This window comes from Brevundimonas sp. (genome assembly GCF_013912005.1).
In the GTDB taxonomy this organism is placed as follows: domain Bacteria; phylum Pseudomonadota; class Alphaproteobacteria; order Caulobacterales; family Caulobacteraceae; genus Brevundimonas.
Genome location: NZ_JACESB010000009.1, coordinates 88,209 through 108,606, shown reverse-complemented (window position 1 = coordinate 108,606; position 20,398 = coordinate 88,209). Strand labels below are relative to the sequence as shown.

Below are 20,398 nucleotides of genomic sequence, written 5' to 3'. Positions count from 1 at the left end.
GCGCCGGAGTTCGCGGATCCGTAGTTCCGCAGATACTCCGCCGACGTCGGCGGAGTATCTGCGGAACTACGGATCCGCGAACTCCGGCGCCATTGCGGCCTGGAACGCGGGCGCCACCGGCGCCGGCATCAACGTCGGGGTGATCGACTCCGGCATCGACTTCGCCCAGCCCGACCTGGCGGGGCGGATTTCGACCACCCTGTCGACCGACGTCGTCGTGGGGCGGAACATGCCCACCGGCCTGCTCGGCGACAACGGAAGCCCCGCCCACGGGACGTCGGTGTCCGGCGTCATCGCCGCCGGCTTCAACGGCTTCGGCACCATCGGGACCGCCTATGAATCGACGATCGTCTCCATCCGCGCGGATGTGAGCGACTGCGACGATCCCGAAGACGACGTCTGCTTCAAGTCGGGCGACCTGGTGCGGGCGATCGACTACGCGATCACCAACGGCATTCCGATCGTGAACATGTCGCTGGGCGGGGAGGGACCGCTGGGCCCGACCTTCGAGGCGGCCCTGTTGCGGGCGGTGAACGCCGGCATCGTCTTCACCATCGCCGCGGGCAACGCGGGGGACGAACCGACGGGCGGCGATCCGGAATGGCCGGGACGGTACGCCACGGATCCGCGCTTCGCCGGCAGCATCATCGTCGTCGGGGCCCACGATGCGAGCAACCAGCTCGCGGACTTCTCGAATCGGGCCGGCGTCTCCGCCGCCGCCTACATCAGCGCGGCCGGAGTCGACGTCATCACGGCCTGCGACGGAACCTCGTGCTGGCGGGTGAACGGCACCTCCTTCGCCGCGCCGGCGGTGGCGGGCGCCCTGGCCCTGCTGCTCGACGCCTTCCCCAACCTGACCGGGCGGGAGGCGGTGGCCATCCTGCTCCAGACCGCGCGCGAAGCCGGCGATCCCGGCGTCGACAGCGTCTATGGCCGGGGGCTGCTCGACATCGCCCGCGCCTTCCAGCCGGTGGGCTCCACCAGCGTGCCCACGGCCTCGGGCGCGACGGTCTCGGTCACCGCCCAGCGTTTCGCCTACACCGGCGCGGCGTTCGGCGACGCCTTCCGCCGGGGCGAGGGGCTGCAGACCGTCGGCCACGATTCCTTCGACCGCCTGTTCCGCGTGGATCTCGCGGCCGCCTTCGGGGAAGCGCCGCGCGGCGAGCAGATCCGGATGCCCCAGGTCGAACAGCGGCAGGCGAGGCTGACCGTGGACGCGCCGCTCGGCGGGCGGCTGTCGCTGACCAGCAGCACCATCATCGAGAACGACGCCTTTGATCCGGCGGCCGCCTCGCGCGCCCTGACGCCGTGGCTGGACGACCGCCGGCGCGAGGACATGATGGTCGAATACTCGACCGGCCGCGGCGCGGTCGCCTTCTGGCAGGGCCGCAACGGCGCCCGATCGCCCTTCGAGCTGGGCGCGGGCGACGGCTTCGCCTCCCTGGCCCAGGTCGACCGGGCCTGGCTGGGCGCGGTCCGCCTCGGCGCCCTGACCCTGACGGCCGACACCGGCGTCGGGGACCGGGCCATGCCCTTCCGCCAGGAGGAAGACGACGTTTCGACGTACACCCGCTTCGCCATGAACTGGGCGGCGTCGGACACGGCCCGTCTGACCTTCGCGGCCGGCGCCCTGGATGAGCGGCTGGGCCCGCTCGGCTCCTATGCACCGGTCGGCTCCGGCCTGGAGATGCCGAGCGAGACCGCCTTCGCCGGCGTCTCGGGACGTTTCGACCTCGGTTCCGGCCTGTGGCTGGATGCGGAGGCGGGCTTCGCGCGCACCGACCTGGCCGGCGAGTTCCTGAGCCTGTCGGAACAGGCCCTGAGCTCCAGCTGGCGGCTCGGGCTGACCTCGTTCTGCAAGGAGCTGGGCTTCGGCTGCCGCTCCCTGACCTGGTCGATCTCGCAGCCGCTGCGGGTCGAGCGCGGGCAGTTCAGCGCCTGGCTGGCCGATGCGCCGCTGGAGTATTTCGACGAGCTGACCTTCTCGGAACGCCGCTTCTCGGCGACCCCGACGGGCCGGCAGATCGACTTCGCGCTGGGCAGCCTGCACGCCCTGCCGGGCGGTTCGGAGCTGGCGCTGCGGGCGGTGGTCACGCGCGACGACCGCCACGAACGCGCCGCGCCGCCGGCCTATGCGCTGATGGGCAGCTGGCGAAGCACGTTCTAGGGGGGCGAGACCTTCCGCCCTTGGCTGACCGGTCCGTCTGCCGCTACAGCAGACGGGCCGGCAACAGGGGACAAGGCCATGGCGATCTACCCGGTGGTGCTCTGCGGCGGCGCGGGCACCCGCCTCTGGCCGGCGTCGCGACCCGAGCGGCCCAAGCAGTTCCTCGATCTCGTCAGCGATTCCTCCCTGTTCGAGGAGACGGTGGCGCGGGTGGCGCCCCTGGCCGAGGGCGGGGGGGCGGTGCTCGTCGTGGCCGGCCGTGACCACGCCGCCTCCATCCGGAGCCAGCTCGGACGGGTCGAGGCCGTGCTGCTGGTCGAGCCGGAGGGGCGGGACTCCGCGCCGGCCATGGCCGCGGCGGCGACCTGGATCGCGCGCCGGGATCCCGCGGGCGTCGCCCTGTTCGTCGCTTCCGACCACCACATCCCCGACGCGGAGGGCTTCCGCGCCGCCGTGAGGGAGGGCGCGCGCGCCGCAGAGGCGGGGCGGATCGTGACCTTCGGGGTGAAGCCGACCGAGCCGTCTTCGGCCTACGGCTACATCCAGCCGGAAGGGCCCGGCCTCAGCGCTGTCCGGCGCTTCGTGGAAAAGCCCGACCGCGCCCGGGCGGCGGAGTACGTCGCGGCCGGCTGCCTCTGGAACAGCGGCAATTTCGTCGCCCGCGCCGACGTGCTTCTGGAGGAACTCCGGCGGTTCGCGCCGGATGTCGCGGAGGTCGCGCAGACGGCCCTGCCGCAGTCGGACGGTCCGACCGTCGAGCTGGATCCGACGTTCGCGACCGCGCCCCGGATCTCGATCGACTATGCGGTCATGGAGAAGAGCGACCGCGTGTCGGTGCTGCCGGTCGGCTTCGGCTGGTCCGACCTCGGCGCATGGGACGCGGTGGCGGCGACCGGCGGCGCCAGCCGCGGCCTCTGGATCGGCGGCGACGGCGACGGGGCCAATCTGGTGCGCGCGGCCGAGGGAATGGTCATCGCCACGGCGGGCGTCTCGGATCTCGCCATCATCGCCGAGCCGGACGCGGTGCTGGTCTGCCACCTCAGCCGGTCGCAGGAGGTGAAGGGCCTCGTCGAGCGTCTGCGCGAACTCTCGCCGACCCACCTGCATGGCGAGGCGCAGGGGGCGGCCTCGTTCGCCCGGCGCTCGGCGGCGTTCGATCGCTGGATGCGTCTTGACGCCCTGCCGCTGTGGGCGACGGTCGGCGTCGACGCCGACGGCGGTTTCCGGGAGTCGATCGGCCGTGACGGAGAGCCGCTCTGCGCCTTCCGCCGCGCCCGCGTCCAGACGCGGCAGGCGTGGGTCTACGCCGTGGCCGGCCGGGCCGGCTGGAGCGGTCCCTGGCGGCGGCTGGCGGGCGAGGCGCTGGACCGGTTCGAGGCCACCAACCGCAGGCCGGACGGCCTGTACCGCACCCGCGTCTCCGGCGCGGGGGAGCCGCTCGACGACACCGCCTCCCTGTACGACCAGGCCTTCGCCCTGCTGGCCTTCGCCGCCGCGGCGGAGGCGGGGCTGGAGCCCGCCTCGATGACGGGCCGCGCCCACGCCCTGCGCGAGGCGCTGGCGGGGCTGGCGCTGCCGGGCGGCGGCTGGCGCGAGGACGCCGGCCATTCGCATCAGGCCAACGCCCACATGCACCTGCTGGAGGCCTGCCTCGCCTGGGAGGCGCTGGAGCCGGACGGCGTCTGGTCCCGCATGGTCGACGACATCGTCGGGCTGGCGCGCCGGCACTTCATCGATCCGGAGGGCGGCTTCCTGCGCGAGTTCTTTGCGTCGGACTGGACCCCGGCGGCGGGGGAGACGGGTCGTCTGGTGGAGCCGGGACACCAGTTCGAGTGGGCGTGGCTGCTTACCCGCTGGGGCCGCGCCCGGGACGATCGCTGGGCGGACACGGCGGCCCTGAGGCTCTACGAGGCGGGGCTGCGCGGGATCGATGCGGCGCGCGGGGTGGCGATCGACGCGCTGGATGAGGCGCTGAACGTGCGATCGGCCCACGCCCGGCTGTGGCCCCAGACGGAGCGGCTGAAGGCGGCGCTGATCCTCGGCGACCGGGTTGCGGCCTCACACGCGGACGAGGCGTTGAAGGGCCTGCAGCTCTATCTGGAGCCGACCGGCCTGTGGCGCGACAAGCTGGAGCCCGACGGACGGTTCGTCGAAGAGCCGGCCCCGGCCAGCTCGCTCTATCACATCACCGCCGCCTGGCTGCAGCTGCGGGAGAGCACGGGCGCCGGGCGCGCCTAGAGGAAGGCCCGCCCTTCGCCGGCCGGCGGCGGTACGATGCTTCTGACCGGAAGCGGGGCCACTTCCCCATAGAGGCCGGCCGGGCGCGCGCGGCCCGGCGTGGCGGGCGGGTTTGGACGAGCCGGTTGTTCCTGTCGCATCTCGCTATCCTCCCCTGCGAGCGGGCGCGAACCTTAACGCCTTCTTGCCCGTCAGGGTCAAGCTTCACCCTTCATAAAGCCTTCCGGGCGCCCCCCGGGAGTCGTTGAAACCTAGGCGGAGATCGCGACACTGCTGTAAAGGCCGCACGGGAGCGGCGGGGGTGAACGCATGATTGCAGGCAAGTCGGTCATGGCCGTGGTTACCGCCCGGGGCGGTTCCAAAGGGCTGCCCGGAAAGAACCTGCGGCCGCTGGCGGGCCGGCCGCTGATCGCCTGGACGATCGCCGCAGCCCAGGCCGCCGCCGGCGTCGACCGGCTGATCCTGTCGACGGATGACCCCGACATCATGGCTGCGGCCCAGGCCCTCGGCTGCGAGGCCCCGTTCCGGCGATCGCCGGAGCTGTCAGGCGACACGGCCGGCTCCATCGATGTGGTGCTGGACGCCCTCGACCGGGTTCCGGGGTTCGATGTGGTGCTCCTGCTGCAGCCGACGTCGCCGCTGCGGACCGCTGCGGATATCGACGGCGCCCTGGCCCGGATGGCGGCGGCCGGCGCCCCGGCCTGCGTGTCGGTGACGGAGGCGCCGGTCCACCCGTGGCTGGTCTATGGCGAGGACGCCCGGGGCCGGATCGATCCCTTCGCCGCCCCGCCGGCGGGAGCGAGCCTGCGCCGTCAGGACCTGCCCCCCGCCTGGATGCTGAACGGCGCCGTCTACGCCGCCGAGGCGGACTGGCTGCGCCGCGAGCGGACCTTCCTGAAGCCCGGCGAGACCGCCCTGTGGCCGATGCCGCCGGAACGGTCGATCGACATCGACACGCTGGAGGACTTCGAAGCCGCCGAGCGGCTCGCCCGCGCCTGACCGCTCAGGGCAGCAGCTCTTCGCCGGCGGCGCGCTTCGCCTCGATCTCGCGCTGCACGCCCTCCAGCGCCCGCGCCCGCGCGCCGGCCGAGGCGTGGCCGATCTGGGGGAAGCGCACCCGCCAGTTCGACTCGCCGAACCGCCGCCAGAACGGGGCGGCGACGGCGGGGTCGTATCCGGCGCGGGCGGCGAGATAGAGCCCCACCCGGTCGGCCTGCTCTTCGGCGCCGCCCTGGCCGCCCTCGGCGACCCAGGCCGCGTCGTTGGCCTGCCGCGCCGCCCCCCCGGCCTCGCTCCAGTGACGGTGGCGCAGCACGTGGTGGGCCAGTTCGTGGCCGAGGATCATCGCCAGCTCGTCGTCGCTGGCGGCGAAGCCGGCCAGCGCGGTGCTGATGAACAGCCGGCGGCCGTCGGCCCGGGCGTTCAGCTCGTCCGACGGGTTGAGCTGGACGTCGTAGCCGCAGGCCCGTTCCGGCCGCACGGCCAGCTCCAGCGTCTCCGCGCCGCGCTGCACCCGGAAGCGGGCGTCGCCGTCGGCGAGCGCCTCGTCGACGACGCGCAGGTTGCGCCCGAGGCCGTTCCAGCTCGGCGGCCCGGCCTGCTCGCCGGCGGCCAGCGGGCGGCCGTCGGCGGAGAGCAGCAGGTCGCCGGCCCGGAAGCCCGCCGCCGCCGCCGGCGACCCCGGCGGGGCCGACAGCACCCCCGGCAGGTCGCCGCGCAGGCCGAAACGCTCCCCGGCGTGCGGCCGCAGATCCTCGCTGTACTGCTTCGCCGAGTGCAGGGCCCAGCCGGCCGACAGGCGCACCGCCGGGCAGAGGGACGCGTTGGCCTCCGACAACCGCCACGCCACCCGCGCCACCCGCTCGTCCAGCGAGGTGAGGGCGGACAGCCGGGCCGCCGCGTCGCCCGCCCCGGCGGCGCCGACCGACGCCGGCGTCTGGCTGCAGGCGACGGCGGCTGCCGCCAGTGCGGCCGCGGCCGCGACGTAGAGGAGGTGAGGGGCCGGAGCCATGTCTTCAACAACACCATCCGAGTGGCGTGCACAACCTGCCGGCGCCTGTTCAGCTGCCACACGAGGGGTACTGGATGGACATCGGGCGTCCGCCGGACTATGCGCAGGCGAACGCCGATTTCGGTGCCGTATTCGGGGGTTAGGCCCTGCGCCGCCGTCTTCCGGACGCAGGCGGCGGCTAGAGGGGCGGGCGACAGGGACGCAACCCGGACGAGGATGATGTGCGGCTCGCCGCCGCGCGCCAGAAACCATGATCTCCACGCTGTTCAGGAAGAAGCCCCGCGCCGGCGCCCCGGAGACGCCGCGCGTCCCCGAGGGGACGGTGGTCTGGGCCGTGGGCGACATTCACGGCCGGCTCGACCTGCTGCAGCCGCTCGTGGAGGGAATCCTCGCTGACGCGGCGGGGAGCGCCGCCTCCCGCAAGGTCGTGATCTTCCTCGGCGACTATGTCGATCGCGGCGCGGACTCGCGCGGCGTGATCCGCTATCTCGCCGACCTGCCGACCGATCGCGGGATCGAGTGGCGCTTCCTCAAGGGCAACCATGAGGAGGCGATGCTGGACTTCCTCGACGACCCGTCCGCGGGCGCGCGCTGGTGCGAGTACGGCGGCGACGCGGCGCTGCGATCCTACGGCCTGAGGCCGCCGGAGCTGAAGCACAGGGTCGAGGCCTGGGCGCGGATCTCCGCCGACCTCGGCCACAAGCTGGCGCCGCGCGAACGCGCCTTTCTCGAGAACCTCGAGTTCAGCCTGTCGATCGGCGACTACTTCTTCGCCCACGCCGGCGCCCGGCCGGGCGTCCCGCTCGAGCGCCAGAGCGAGCGCGACCTGATGTGGATCCGCAACAGCTTCCTCGACAGCGAGGTCGGCTTCGACAAGGTGGTGGTCCACGGCCACACCCCGACCCGCGAGGTGCACGTCGACAACCGCCGCATCGGCGTGGACACCAAGGCCTACGACAGCGGCGTGCTCAGCGCAGTGCGGCTGGAGGGGGCGACGCGGGTGACCCTCCAGGCCGTCGAGGAGAGCGCGGGTCCGATCCACGTGGGCGTGCTGTCGCTGGACGGGGCGGCGTAGGCGCCCCGACCGCGAAGGTCAGGCGCGCCGGCTTCCCCGGCTTTTCCCTATCCGCGTCCATTCCTCTGGCCAGGCGGCCTGTTCCAGAAGGGCGCAGCACATGGCGAAGACGACCGCGATCGTCAGCGTCCGGAGAGGATAGTCGGCCGCCGAGTGCAGCAGGGTGGCGCCAATCGCGATGCTGGCCGCCCTTTGCAGGTCGTGGGCCGTCGACGTCGGCGCGCGCCACGCCAGCCAGGCGCGCCGACCGAACCAGACCAGAAAGGCCGCCAGAACCGCGGCTCCGAGCCAGCCTGTCTCCAGCCACGTCTCGAGATAGTCGTTGTGGGCTTGGTTGAAGTAGGTGGCATCAAGGGTCGCGAGCGGCTCGACCGAGCGGAACACCGGATCAAAGGAGCCGATGCCGGAGCCGAAGGGCAGGTAGATGTTCGCCGCCTCGAGCACGGTCGGCCAGTTCTCAAACCGGCCCTCGCCGGCGCCGCCCGAGAAGCGCGCGAGAATGGGGGCGAGGGCGAAGACGGCCACCGCGCTGAGCGCTGCGCCGGCCGCGCCGATGAAGACGAGGAAGGTCGGCTTGGGCCGGCCGCCGGAGGCCACCCAGGCGGCCACCAGGCTAGCCGCCAGCACGGGCCAGACGAGGATCACCCCGGCGCGGGACCGGATGGCGCCGAGGGCGACGATCGCCAGGACGATGAACATCATGCTCGACCAGAGGATCAACTGCTGGTGACGCCCCTGCCGCCGCGAAGCGGCCGCGCCCAGGGCGGCGGCGAAGGGAATGGTGATCAGGCAGAGGGTGGCGAGGTGGTTCCGGTTCGCGAAGAAGCCGTTGAGGCTGCCTGCATCCGTCGTTGCCCACGGATAGAAGCGCTCCGTCCCGCTGACGAGTTGCAGTGCGCCCAGCGCGATCGACAGAACGGTCAGGCCGATCAGGCCGTACACCAAGCGGCGGCGGTACTCCGGCGGGGCCGCCATGGTCGCCAGGAACATGGCGACCGGGGCCGTCAGGGCGAGCAGCGAGAAGCGGGTGTGGTCGGGTGCGAGGCTGAGCGGAACCCAGCCGGGCGGCATGTCGAGGACGTCGAGCGCCAGCACCAGCTGGTCGCGCCCGGGCAGGGCGGTCCACAGCGCCGGCGGCATCGGAATCAACTGCAGAAGAGGGATGGCGGCGATGGCCGCCAGGATGCCCACGGCGAAGCGGGCCTGATGCCAGACGGGCCTGTCTATGGCGAAGACGGCGAGAACGAGGGCGAGAAGGGCGGCCAATTCGACCAGCGCCACCCGCAGCTCATGCTGGCGGCTTGCGCCGCCGAACAGAAACGCAAAAGCCAGCAGGACGCCCGCCGCCAATGCGGCAGTGCCCTGCTGGCTCAAACTGAAACGCCGGGGAGTGCTCAAAGAGGGCTCAACGCCGACCCGGAAATCCCCGCGCTATAAATCAGTCGCTTTCCGAGTCGTCGTCCGTAGCCACGACCACGGTCGCGACGACGACAGCGGCGCCGATCAGCAGCACCGGAAGCGGCACGCCGGCGAACTCGCTGGCTTCCGCAGCGTTGGCGCCAACGCGGTCGCCGACGCGAACGGCGGCATTGGTCGATCCGGCAGCGGCGGCTTGGCCGGCAACCAGCAGGAGTCCGGCCGTGACGGCGGCAATCGTCTTACGCATATTTGTCCCCTTCGATGAATTCAGGACCGGGCCGCTGTTTGGCGACGGTACACCTGCGGTTTAGCAGGTCCCGTCCCGGAGGCAAGGGAAAAAAGGCGGCGCCCCCTCCCTCGCGCGAGACTCAGCGGGCCGGACTGTCGGAAGAGCCGGCGAGCGGAGTCGCGGTGAGGTTGTCGAACCAGACCACCACCTCGGTACGCCGGTCGCCCGGGTCGGCCTCAAGCCGAAGCCACTGGCCCGAGCAGCCTTGCGCGGGAACGGCGAAACCGACGCCGTCGTTTCGCCACGCCGACGCGGCCCCCGGGGCGCCGGGCGGACGCCACGTGGCAAGCCGCACCCCGGTCTCGAGGCAACTGATCGTCCATATCAGCGTCGGATCAACGTCGGCGAGCTCGATGCGGCTGTCGGCGCTGAACCGGTACCGGCCCGGGGTCAGCATGAGGATCTGGTCGGCGAACACACCGGGGTTGTAGCCGTCGTGTTGCACCCGCAGCGCTCGGCTGCCCTCGCGCAGGTCGTCGGCGACGATCTCCGCATAGTGGCCCGGGTTGGTGTGGAATCGCCAGCCGAGCGCGGGCATCTGTCCCGTGCTTTCGGTCTCGAAGGTGTTGTTCAGGATGCGCTGGTCAAGCGGCGGACGGCCGAGTCGCTCGCGCACGTAGCGAATCGCCTCGAACCGTCCTGTGCTCGCCCACGTCTGGTAGAGCCGGCCGAGTTCATGATCCTGGATCGGGGTCGGAGCGCCTTCCAGCGCGATGGCGAGGTTGGCCAGGACCCCGTCTCCGCCTTCGACGGTGAAGAGGTAGTTCACGAAGGCGGGCCGCCAGGGAGGATTGGCTCCCAGTTGCCGGGCAAGAGCGGGGACCGATCGCGTGTCCTCGCGCGCCGCGGTGGCGAAGAGGTTGAACAGGCTCGGGTGGAGGTCCTCGCGACGGCGGGCCAGGGTGTCGGCGTGCGCGAACGAGGATCCGTAGTCGCCGCGCCGCAGGCGGCGCTCCACCAGCCAGGCATGCGAGGGGTCGTCGCGGAGGCTCCAGTTGCCGGCGAGCGTGAGGATCTCGTCCGCCCGCGCCTCCTCCCCCCGCTCCGCCGCGACCAGGCCGCGGACGCGCAGGGCGCGGGCGTTGAACGGAGCCTGGCTGAGGGAGGTCTCGGCGAGGACGTCGGCGTTGTCGGCGCGACCGGCGAGCAGTTCCGCCTCCGCCGCGCGGCGCAGGGCTTCCGGCGACGAGGAGAGGCGAAGGGCCATGGCCGGGGGACCTCTCTGGATGAGAGGGGTTTTCACAATCTCCCAGCCGAGCCAGACCGATGCCGCGATCAGGCCGTACTTCAGGAATTCCTGGGCCCGTTCGCGGCTCCGGGCCGGTCTGTCGACAGCCATTCGCCCCTATCGACCTTTCTTCGCGCCCCGGCGGGTTCCCGCTCCCGAGTCGTCGCGGGCGCCGTAGTGGTAGTCGTACGCGTAGTCGTAGCCGCCGTACTGCGTGGCCTTCACGTTGAATTTCGTGAGCACCGCACCGAGAAGGTGGCCGCGGCCGACGAGGAGGCGACGGAGGGCGCCGCGGGCCTGGGCGCGGCGGGTGCCGCGCGCTTCCAGCACGAAGATGGTGCCGCGAACCTGGGCCGCGAGGAGCGGCGCGTCCGCAAAGCCGAGGACCGGCGGGCCGTCGATTACGACGTGGTCGTACAGGGTGGTGGCGTGATCCAGCACGCGCCCGACGCGATCGCCGCCCCAGAGCTCCGCCGGGTTGGGCGGAAGCGGACCGCAGGGGATGAAGTGCAGGTTATCGATCCCCGTCGCCTTGATGAGTTCCTCGATCGTGGCGGAGCCGGAGAGCAGGTTGCTCATGCCGGTGTCGTTGTCCGTGCCGACCACCCGGTGCATCGACGGGTTCCGAAGGTCGCCGTCCACGAGCAGGACCCGCTTCCCGACCCGGGCCAGCGTCAGCGCGATGGCGTAGGCGGTGGTGGACTTGCCTTCTGCTGGGCGTGAGCTGGTGACCAGCATGGTCGCCGGCGCGCCGTCGGGGGTCGAGAACTGCAGGGCGGTCCGGAGCGAGTAGTAGGCTTCGGAGAAACTCGATCTCACATCGGCCAGGGCGGCCACCGGCTGCTCGTCCGGACCCAGCAGCGGAGCCACGCCGAGGACCGGGAGCCCGAGCTTGGTCTCGACGTCTTCCGGTGTCGCCAGGCTCTCGTTGAGCGCCTCCATCAGGAAGGCCGCGGCGACCCCGAGGGCCAGACCGATGAGGGCCGCGAGCGCCATGTTGATGATCAGCTGCGGCTTCGAGGGCGAGGCCGGGGGCACGGCGCGGTCGACGATCGAAATGTTGTTGGCTGCGACGCCGCCCGTCACGCCGACTTCCTTGTAGCGCTGGAGGAGGCCGTCATAGAGCGTGCGGCTGGTGTCCACCTCGCGCTTCAGGATGTTGTACTGAACGCTGCGGGCGCGCTGGTTGAGCACCTCACCCGAGAGGGAGTCGACCTGCGCCTGCAGCGAACGTTCCTGGTTCGCCGCCACCTGGTACTGGCCCTGGAGCGACGAGCGTATGCCGCCCGCGACGTTGCCGATCTGTTCGTCCAGCTCGGCGAGACGCGCGCTCAGCTGCTGCATCTCGGGCCAGTCGGGCTGGTAGACGCGAAGCTTCTGCTGGTACTCGGCGTCGACCTGCGCGCGCTGCTGGACCATCTGCTGGATGGCCGGGTTCTGAAGCACTTCCGTGAGGCTGAGCGCGGGAGCGTTGCGGGCCTGCAGCCACTTCTGTTCGGCGGCGATGCGGGCGGCGCGCGCCTGCGCGAGGGCGGAGTTCAGCGCCACCAGGTTGTTCGTGGTGAGCGACTGGGCTTCACCGCCCTCCGGGGTGGATTCCTCCACGTTGATGATCTGCTGGGCCGCAGCGTAGGCGACGAGTTCGCGCTCGGCGTCCTCGAGCTTGGCCTTGGTCTGGGCGATCCGCTCCTCGAGGAACTCGCGGGCGTAGCGGGAGGACTCGAACTTCCGGTCGAGGTTCACCTGGATGAAGTTCTCGGCGAAGGCGTTCACAATCCGCGCCGACAGTTGCGGGTTCGGGCTGTCGAACGTGACGACCACGAGGCGCGAACCCCGCACCGGCGACACGTCGAGATTCTCCTGGACGGCCCGCAGGACGAGGCGTCGCCGCGCGGCGCTGTGATCGGCGGCGGAACTGGAGCCGCGCGACGGGGCGTCGACGCCCATCTGGTCCAGGAAGGCGTCTGAAGACGCCAAGCCGAGGCTGTCGATCACCCGCTCGGCGAGGGAGCGGCTGCGCAGCAGTCCATACTGGGTCTGGAAGAATTCTTCCGCCTGGTAGCCGGTCTCGCGGGGCTGGACGTCGTCGACGTTCAGCACGCGCACGGCCTCGCGCTCGATCTGCAGGGTCACGCTGGCCGTGTAGATCGGCGTCATCAGCAGGGTGACGGTCAAGCCGATGACCAGCGCCGCGATCAGCGATCCGAGGATGACGAAGCGATGCTTGAGAGCGAGGCGCCAGTATTCCGCGACGTCGAAGGCCGGGCGGTCATCGCCCCCCATGCGGAAGAGAGAGCCGACGGGTTCGTCGATCAGGCGACGGCCAAGCGTGGCGTCTGAGTTCATCGATGCGTTTCCATCGCCATACATGTCTAGAAGACCCAGTCGAAAATCTGTCGCGGACGGAGCCGCAATCCACGTCTGGAGATTACGTCGTGTCGCTCGTGGTGCGTCATTTTACACGCGCCAGCGACCTCAACGCCCCGCCAATCGATCGCCTAATAACTGAACACCCGCTTACATGTAAGCGAAGACCGCCAGGCCGGGCAGAGCGGCGACGACTTCCCTCAGGGTCGAGTTCAGACGCGAGGTGTCGACGACGATCACGTCGTCGCCCTGGATGACCACATCCTCCGCCTGGCCGTTCCGGATGGCGCGGAGGTCGAACACGGCGAGCATGCGTTGACCGTTCATCGTGCGGAAGATCGCGACGCTGCCGACATCGGCTTCCCTGGAAGCGCCCTCGGCCATGGCCACGGCCTGGAGAAGGGTGGTGCGGCCACGCATCTCGTACACGCCGGGCTTCATCACCGCGCCGTCGACGGTCACCTTCTGGCTGGCGGCCTGCGTGACCGTCACCGTAACCTGCGGATTGCGGAGATAGCGCTGGCCCAGCAGGCCCTCGATCTCTGCCGATAGTTCCGACGGCGTGCGGCCTGCGGCCCGGATAGCGCCGATGAGGGGCATTTGCAGGTTGCCGGAGGTGTCGACCGGGATCTCCGCGAACGAGAGATCCGGCACCTGGAACACGGTCACGCGCAGCTTGTCGGCGGCTCCGATCCGGTAGTCGGCGCTCGTCGCCATCGGGGCCGTGTTCTGGAACGCGAACGGATCCACCGTCGTGGCCACATCGGCGGACGCCTGTTGCCTGCTCGTTCCGCAGCTTGCCAGCAGCAGCGTGCTCAGCAGTAGAACGAGAAGTCGCATGGTCCGATATTCCTGACTCGCCGAGCGGAGGCGCGCGGCGCGCCCGGCCCCCGCGTCTTCCGAACATTCGGAGGCGTTCTATCATTCCTGCGGGGTTCGTCACCCCTGTTGCCGTCATCGACCCGAAATTGGTCCACGCTCAAGACGCGAACTGTCTCACTCTTGCAACTAACCGCGGCGATAAGGCTGGAGACCTGTCACCCACCGTTTTTTTGGCGTAGGCGTGCACGGCGTTAGAATACAGGCGCGGACGAGGTTTCCAGGGTTGATGCAGCAAGTGCTCTCTAGGGTCTATGGCGACGCGACCGCGCTGGCCGAGTCCGGAAGCGATGCACGCACTCGTCTGACGCTGACGATCGCCTCCCTCGGCGTCGCCTTCATCGTGATGCCGCTGGTCTACGCGCTGCTGGTGTACCGGAGCCGGTTCCCCATCGCCTTCGAGCCGACGAGCGGAACCCTGCTGTACTGGAACGCCGCCGCCAACGCCTTGGTCATGGTGTGGGCGCTGCATCTCAAGGGGCGCTTCGACCGCAAGCTCACCGGCGTTCTCAACCGGGTCCTGCTGGCGCATGGCGCGCTGGCGTTCGTGGTTCTTGTCACGCGCGCCCCCCACTCGAACCAGATCATGCTGCTGGCCGCCGTCGGATCCGCCATCCTCGGCTCAATCGTCATGACCCTGCGCCACCGCGCGATGCGGCCGCGCGCGGCCCTGCTCGGCGACTGGCACCCGCTGGCCGACAACGTGCGCGTCCCTTGTGAATGGGTGCAGAACCCCCGGGCCGACCTGTCCTGTTACGATGTGCTGCTGACCTCAAGCGTGATTGATCTGTCGCCCGAGTGGGCCAAGGCGCTCTCGCGGGCGATGCTGATGGGCAAACCGGTCCGTCACCTGGCCGAGTTCGTCGAGGAGGACCAGGGGCGGGTCTGCCTCGAGCACTTCGACCTCGAACACCTGCCGACCAACGGCCTGGTCTCCTACAAGACGCGCAAGCGGCTGATGGACGTCGGCCTCGTGCTCCTCTCGCTTCCGCTGACGCTGCCTCTGCTCCTTGTCGGCGCGATCGCCCTGAAGGCGACGACGAAGGGGCCGTTGCTGTTCGTCCAGGACCGCGTCGGTCTCGGGGGACGCGTCTTCCGGATGTACAAGCTGCGCACGATGCGGCCGACGCCGGTCGGCGGCGCACCCCGCGCCACCACGGGACGGGACGACGACCGCATCACTCCGGTCGGGCGCTGGTTGCGCCGTTCGCGGATCGACGAGCTGCCGCAGCTCTGGAACGTGCTCAAGGGCGACATGAGCGTCATCGGCCCGCGGCCGGAATGGACCCTGCTCAGCGAGCAGTACGTGCGCGACATGCCGGTCTACGCCTATCGCCAACTGGTGCGGCCCGGCATCACCGGTTGGGCGCAGGTGCGCGGCGGCTATGCCGCCGACATTACCGAGACTCGTATGAAGGTCGCCTACGACCTGTTCTACATCAAGAACCTGTCGTTCTCTCTGGACGTCCAGATTCTCGGCCGGACGATCTGGACGCTGGTGAGCGGCGACGGGGCGCGCTGATCAGGCGCGAACGACGGGCCGCGCCGGAACGCCGGTGAGGACACCGCCGCCCTCGTGATCACGAACCATCGCTGCGCCGGCGCCGAGCACTAGTCCAGGGCCCGCGAACACGCCTTCGCGGATCACCGCGCCGGCGCCGACATGCACCTCCGCCCCTGTGCGGACGCCTCCGCACAGGATGCTTCCGGGGCCGCAATGGGTGAACTCGCCGAGCTGGCAGTCATGCTCGATGATCGCGCCGGTGTTGATGATGCACCCGGCCCCTACCCTCGCACCGGCCTGGACGATGGCTCCGGCGAACACCTGGGCCGTCGGGTCGACGTGAGCGAACGGAGATATGATCGCCGCCGGATGTCGAGCGCCGACGATCGGCCTGCCGGCCGCCTGAAGGCGCTCCTGCAGATTCCGGCGCAGGGGCAGACGCCCGAGGCCGTTGGCGATCGGGGACCCGGGCCAGCGTCCCGCCAGCAACTCCTCATCCGTACCGAGCACCGGCAGGCCCGTGACAAGCTCCCCGCCGCTGGAGGGGCGGGCGTCGATGAAGCCCGCCACACTCTCGCCGGCCGCCAGCAGGGCGTCCGCGACGACCCGCGCGTGACCGCCCGCGCCGAGCACGAGGAGGGGAGGGCGCTCGGTCACTCGAAGGGTTCATCCATGTCGAAGTCGCGCACCGCCGGACGGCCGATCAGGTCCCAGGTGGCCATCGGCGACAGCCCGTCTGCGGGCCGCTTCGCCGTCAGGTCGGCGGCGGTGACAAGGGAGCCCGCCGCGACCGGGCGAGCCGCGACGATTGCGCGGCGCGCGACAAGGCGGTTCGCCGACTCTGCCCGCGACGGCTGTTTGAGCCGCGAGCCGAGGGCCGATTCGACGGTGCGGATCGATTCGACAAGGAGGCGCAGATCGTCCGGCTCCAGCGAGGCCGAATGGTCCGGACCTTCCATGTGGCGATCGAGGGTGAAGTGCTTCTCGATGACAGTGGCGCCCAGCGCCACGGCGGCGATGGAGACGGAGACGCCGAGGGTGTGATCGGAATAGCCGACCGGCAGTCCGAACGCGGCCGCCATGGTGCCCATGGCGTTCAGGTTCACCTCGGACGGAGGCGCCGGATACTCGGTGATGCAGTGGAGCAGGGTGACGCGTCCGCGCAGCGCGGCCTGAGCCTCCGGCTCGCTGCGCACGCCCTCAAGGTCGCGGCGGCCGGCCGGTTCGCCTTCCCGTGTGAGGGCGAAGGCGATGACGTCCAGGGCGGCCTCGATGTCGGCCAGGGTCGACATGCCGGTCGAGACGATGAGCGGCTTCCCGAGGCGCGCCGCGGCGAGAAGCATCGGCCCGTGGGTGATGTCGCCCGAGGGGATCTTCACCGCCGGCATGTCCAGTCCGGCGAGATAGGACAGGCTCTCCATGTCGAACGCCGTGGACATGAACCCGACGCCACGCTTCCGGCAATGCGCGACCAGGACTTCATGGTCCTCGTGGCTCAGCTCGAGCCGGCGAAGCATCTCCATCTGGTCGCCGTCGGAGCCGGTGTTGGTGACCTGATAGGCGGCCTTGCGGGCGCGACGGGTCACAAGGGCCTCGGCCCGGAAGGTCTGGAACTTGACCGCGTCGGCCCCGGCGTCGGCGGCGACATCCACCAGCTGCAGGGCGAGATCGAGGGATCCGTTGTGATTGACCCCAGCCTCGGCGATGACGAATACGGAGTCAGCCATTGTACGTCTCGTGGAACTTCTTCCTGAGGAGATCGGACCGGGACGGAAGAGCCCTGAGCACGGAGAGGATACGCTCGGACGCGTGTCCGTCTCCATAGGGGTTGCTCACTCCCGAACAGTCCATCTCCATGGCGCGCCGGATGGCGTGGCCAATCTCGGCCGCAACCGGGGCGGCGTTGATGACGGAGTCCGCGGCGAGCCGGCCGGCCTGGCGATTGCCGATATTGACCGTGGCGGTGCCGAGCGAGGGCGCCTCATAGAGACCGCTGGACGAATTTCCGACCATCGCGTCGACGCGGCTGAGCAGAGCCAGATATCGGGCCTGGCCGAGGGACGTGTGGACCTGAACGTCTTCGCGCCCTTCGGCCCAGTGATCCAGGCGCGCATTGAGGGCGACGTTGCCGGGGTCGGCGTTGGGGCGCGTGAACCACTTCACGACGTTGCGATCGAGGCCGTCGAGGGCTTCGAGCAGCGCCTCGAACTGGCCCATCCCGTAGTCCGGCTCGAGGGTGACCGGATGGAAGGTGACGAGCAGGTTCCGGGCCCCCAGCGGGGCCCCCAGAGACCGTTCGAGCTCGTCCTGGTCCATCAGCCTGGCGCGTTTCAGGTGGTCGAGGGCCGGCGATCCGACGACGTGGATGCGGGCGGGATCCTCTCCCATCTGCGCGACCCGGTGGGCGGATTGGGAATTCGTAGTCAGGTGGACGTGGGCCATCTTGGTGATGGCGTGACGGATGCCCTCGTCGAACGCGCCCTCGGTGGTATCGCCGCCGGCGAGGTGCGCGACCGGGACGTTGTGGATCATCGCCGCCTGCACGGCGACCATGATCTCAAACCGGTCGCCGAGCACGATCACGAGATCCGGACGAAGCGCCTCGAGGGCGTCCGAGACGCCGGCCAGTCCGCGCGCCATCGCGTGGGCGATTCCGCCCGGCGTGTCCTCTTCGAGGCCGATGGGAGCCTTCCAGTCGATCGCGAAGCCGTCGCGCTCGATCTGCTCCACGGTCATGCCGAAGCGGGGCTCGAGATGCATGCCGGTGACCACCAGCTGCAGATCGAGATCCGGCGCGTCCCGGATGTCCCGCAGCAGCCAGTACAGGATTCCGTACTCGGCACGGCTTCCCGTGACCACGCAGAGTCGCTTGCCGGACATCAGTCCGCGAGCCTCGCGCTGCTGGGGATGTTGATCACCGCGGCTTCGAGCTGTTCGGCCACGGTGAGGTCGGCGCGCGGGCAGTCGCTGTACATCGGCAGGCGATGCAGGAGCGTCCAGATCGGCCGCGACATGTACCCGGCATCGTTGAGCTGCTCCAGCAGCCGGTCGCGCGCGGCGAGCTCCAGATCATCGATGATGAGCGTGTTCAGCCAGTAGTTGCTGATCGATCCGGCCGGCTCTGTCAGAAACCGGACGCCCGGGAGGCCGCGGAAGGCGACCTCGTAGCGGCGGGCCAACTCGCGCTTCCGCCGCAGCATGTCGGGGAGCCGTTCCAGCTGGGCGCAGCCGAGCGCCGCGTTCAGGTTCGGCATCCGATAGTTGTAACCGACCTCGTCGTGAATGAAGTTCCAGCGGTGCGGCACGCGCGCCGTGGTCGTCAGGTGTTTCGCGCGCCGCCCCAGCTCCGGGTCGTTGGTCAGGATCGCTCCGCCGCCGCCGGTGGTGACCACCTTGTTGCCGTTGAAGCTGAGGGCGGCGAGGACGCCGCGGTTCCCCGTGTGCACCCCCTTGTAGAACGACCCCAGCGACTCGGCCGCGTCCTCCACGAGGCGCAGGTTCCAGCGGCGGCAGACGTCCTCGAGGGCATCGAGGTCGGACGGGTGGCCGAACACGTGCATCACGATCAGCGCCCTGATCGGCATGCCGGTGCGGCGGTTGACGCAGACGCCATCCACCAGTTCGGCGACCTCCTCGAGGTGCGCATCGAGCTTGGCCGCATCCACCCCCAGCGTGATCGACTCGGAATCGACGAAGTGGGGCCTGGCGCCGGCGTAGGAGACGGCGTTGGCGGTGGCGATGAAGGTCAGGGCCGGAATGAGGACCTCATCGCCCGGCTCCACTCCGGCCAGTTGGAGGCAGATGTGCAGGGCCGCGGTCCCGTTCGCCACGGCGACGGCGCGCGACACGCCGGTGATCTCTGCCAGGTCGGCTTCCAGCCGGTCGACGTAGGCGCCGACCGAGGAGACCCAGCCGGTGTCGAGGCAGTCCTTCAGATAAGTCCACTCCTCGCCGCGGAACTCGGGCTCGTGCAGCGGGATCATGGCGTTGGTCTCGCCGAGGACGGCCTTCAGCCGGTCACGCAACTCCCGCGCCAGCGTGTCGTGAGCGGGAAGGGCGGGGGAAGGGCGTCCAGAGTGAGGCATGAGGGTCAGATGTTGTAGACGTCAGATTTGTACTGACGCAGGTTGGCCGGGTCCGAAAACCATTCGATGGTCCGGGTCAGCCCCCGCCGCAGGCCCTCAATGCCGGCGTACTCGGGCGTCCAGCCAGCGACCGCCGCGGCCCGGGCGTTGTCGGCCCACAGCCTCTCGACCTCGCTCCCCGTCGGTCTCAGGCGCTGCTCGTCCGTCGTGAACCGCGCGTCGCAGCCCATGATGTCGGCGATCAGCTTCGCCGTGTCGCCGATCGAGATCTCGTAGTTGCTGCCCACGTTGAGCGTGGAGCCGAGGGCCGCGTCGCATTCAGCCACCGAGACAAAGCCGCGGACGGTGTCGCTCACATAGTTGAAGTCGCGCGTCGGGTGCGTCGCGCCCAGCCGGATCTCGCGCTGGCCGGCGGCGAGCTGGGTGATGATGGTCGGGATCACCGCCCGCGCCGACTGCCGCGGGCCGTAGGTGTTGAACGGGCGGATGACGGAGACCGGCGTCTCGAACGAGGCGTGGAAGCTGAGGGCGATCTGGTCCGCGCCGATCTTGCTCGCCGAATACGGGGACTGCCCCTGGAGCGGATGCTCTTCGGTGATCGGGACGAAGCGCGCGGTGCCATAAACCTCGCTGGTCGAGGTGTGGACGACCCGCTCGATCCCGAGGTCGCGCGCGGCCTGGACTACGTTGAGCGTGCCGCGGATGTTGGTGTCCACATAGGTGTCGGGCGAGTGGTAGCTGTACGGGATCGCGATCAGGGCGGCGAGGTGCAGAACCACGTCGCAGCCCGTCATGGCGGTGCGGACGCCATGCGGATCGCGGATATCTCCGGCGAAAACGTCGATCGCCGACTTCACGGCCGGGGTCGAGCTGTCCAGCCAACCCCAGCTGTTGAAGCTGTTGTAGTAGACGAAGGCGCGAACGTCGTGGCCGAGCGCCACAAGATGCTCGACAAGATGAGAGCCGATAAAGCCGTCAGCTCCCGTGACGAGAATCCGTTTTCCGTCGAGCTTCATAATCCCCCGCAAGTCTCGCCGGACCCCCGGATCCGCGCGTGCGGCGCAACATAGTGATTTGCGCAAATCTCTCCAGCCCCCTCGAGGACAAAGATGACTGATGCTTGCCGCGCCGGGGCT

The 20,398-nt window shown here is 70.1% G+C and carries 16 protein-coding genes; 5 read left to right on the top strand and 11 right to left on the bottom strand.

Going from position 1 to position 20,398, the window contains the following annotated elements; all coding sequences use genetic code 11:
• From H2038_RS08585 to H2038_RS08575, 3 genes are all read left to right on the top strand, one after another.
• On the top strand, window positions 1-2,167 hold a 2,167-nt coding region (locus H2038_RS08585), incomplete at its 5' end, for a S8 family peptidase (protein ID WP_366926492.1).
• Window positions 2,168-2,245: 78 nt separating this feature from the next.
• Window positions 2,246-4,405 carry an AGE family epimerase/isomerase gene (locus H2038_RS08580; RefSeq protein WP_292111669.1) on the top strand — a complete coding sequence of 720 codons (2,160 nt, stop codon included), beginning with the start codon at window positions 2,246-2,248 and terminating at the stop codon, window positions 4,403-4,405.
• A 330-nt stretch (window positions 4,406-4,735) separates the two neighbouring features.
• The gene (locus H2038_RS08575) at window positions 4,736-5,404 is read left to right on the top strand and encodes an acylneuraminate cytidylyltransferase family protein (RefSeq protein WP_366926491.1); all 669 of its coding nucleotides are present in this window, start codon (window positions 4,736-4,738) and stop codon (window positions 5,402-5,404) included.
• Between the two features lie 4 nt (window positions 5,405-5,408).
• On the opposite strand, the gene H2038_RS08570 is transcribed toward H2038_RS08575, so the two are convergent.
• Window positions 5,409-6,416: a M48 family metalloprotease gene (locus H2038_RS08570; RefSeq protein ID WP_292111667.1), complete on the bottom strand. Its 1,008-nt coding sequence runs from the start codon at window positions 6,414-6,416 to the stop codon at window positions 5,409-5,411.
• Window positions 6,417-6,666: 250 nt separating this feature from the next.
• On the opposite strand from H2038_RS08570, the gene H2038_RS08565 reads away from it, so the two are divergent.
• Window positions 6,667-7,491 (top strand): metallophosphoesterase family protein, encoded by an 825-nt coding sequence (locus H2038_RS08565; protein ID WP_292111665.1) that lies wholly within the window; start codon window positions 6,667-6,669, stop codon window positions 7,489-7,491.
• Window positions 7,492-7,509: 18 nt separating this feature from the next.
• On the opposite strand, the gene H2038_RS08560 is transcribed toward H2038_RS08565, so the two are convergent.
• The 5 genes from H2038_RS08560 to H2038_RS08540 all read right to left on the bottom strand — a co-directional run bounded on the left by H2038_RS08560 (window position 7,510) and on the right by H2038_RS08540 (window position 13,634).
• Window positions 7,510-8,865: an O-antigen ligase family protein gene (locus tag H2038_RS08560; protein WP_292111663.1), complete on the bottom strand. Its 1,356-nt coding sequence runs from the start codon at window positions 8,863-8,865 to the stop codon at window positions 7,510-7,512.
• A gap of 64 nt (window positions 8,866-8,929) precedes the next feature.
• Window positions 8,930-9,157, bottom strand: coding sequence for a hypothetical protein (locus H2038_RS08555; protein ID WP_292111662.1), 228 nt, complete (start codon window positions 9,155-9,157; stop codon window positions 8,930-8,932).
• Between the two features lie 121 nt (window positions 9,158-9,278).
• The gene (locus H2038_RS08550; RefSeq protein ID WP_292111659.1) at window positions 9,279-10,538 is read right to left on the bottom strand and encodes a hypothetical protein; all 1,260 of its coding nucleotides are present in this window, start codon (window positions 10,536-10,538) and stop codon (window positions 9,279-9,281) included.
• A 6-nt stretch (window positions 10,539-10,544) separates the two neighbouring features.
• Window positions 10,545-12,773 (bottom strand): polysaccharide biosynthesis tyrosine autokinase, encoded by a 2,229-nt coding sequence (locus H2038_RS08545; RefSeq protein WP_292111656.1) that lies wholly within the window; start codon window positions 12,771-12,773, stop codon window positions 10,545-10,547.
• A 171-nt stretch (window positions 12,774-12,944) separates the two neighbouring features.
• Complete coding sequence (locus H2038_RS08540) at window positions 12,945-13,634, bottom strand: polysaccharide biosynthesis/export family protein (RefSeq protein WP_292111653.1); 690 nt, start codon at window positions 13,632-13,634, stop codon at window positions 12,945-12,947.
• A gap of 268 nt (window positions 13,635-13,902) precedes the next feature.
• On the opposite strand from H2038_RS08540, the gene H2038_RS08535 reads away from it, so the two are divergent.
• Complete coding sequence (locus H2038_RS08535) at window positions 13,903-15,195, top strand: sugar transferase (RefSeq protein WP_292111651.1); 1,293 nt, start codon at window positions 13,903-13,905, stop codon at window positions 15,193-15,195.
• On the opposite strand, the gene H2038_RS08530 is transcribed toward H2038_RS08535, so the two are convergent.
• From H2038_RS08530 to H2038_RS08510, 5 genes are all read right to left on the bottom strand, one after another.
• Window positions 15,196-15,834: an acetyltransferase gene (locus H2038_RS08530; protein WP_292111650.1), complete on the bottom strand. Its 639-nt coding sequence runs from the start codon at window positions 15,832-15,834 to the stop codon at window positions 15,196-15,198. It lies immediately after the preceding gene.
• A complete protein-coding gene (neuB, locus tag H2038_RS08525; RefSeq protein WP_292111647.1) occupies window positions 15,831-16,904 on the bottom strand; it encodes an N-acetylneuraminate synthase in 1,074 nt (357 codons plus the stop codon). Before neuB ends, H2038_RS08530 begins: the two co-directional genes overlap by 4 nt.
• Window positions 16,897-18,057: a UDP-N-acetylglucosamine 2-epimerase gene (gene neuC / locus H2038_RS08520; protein WP_292111645.1), complete on the bottom strand. Its 1,161-nt coding sequence runs from the start codon at window positions 18,055-18,057 to the stop codon at window positions 16,897-16,899. Before neuC ends, neuB begins: the two co-directional genes overlap by 8 nt.
• Window positions 18,057-19,202, bottom strand: coding sequence for a LegC family aminotransferase (locus tag H2038_RS08515; protein WP_292111642.1), 1,146 nt, complete (start codon window positions 19,200-19,202; stop codon window positions 18,057-18,059). The genes neuC and H2038_RS08515 overlap by 1 nt, the downstream gene beginning before the upstream one ends.
• 65 nt (window positions 19,203-19,267) lie before the next feature.
• Window positions 19,268-20,278, bottom strand: a complete 1,011-nt coding sequence (locus H2038_RS08510) for an NAD-dependent 4,6-dehydratase LegB (RefSeq protein WP_292111639.1) — start codon at window positions 20,276-20,278, stop codon at window positions 19,268-19,270.
• Between the last annotated feature and the right edge of the window lie 120 nt (window positions 20,279-20,398).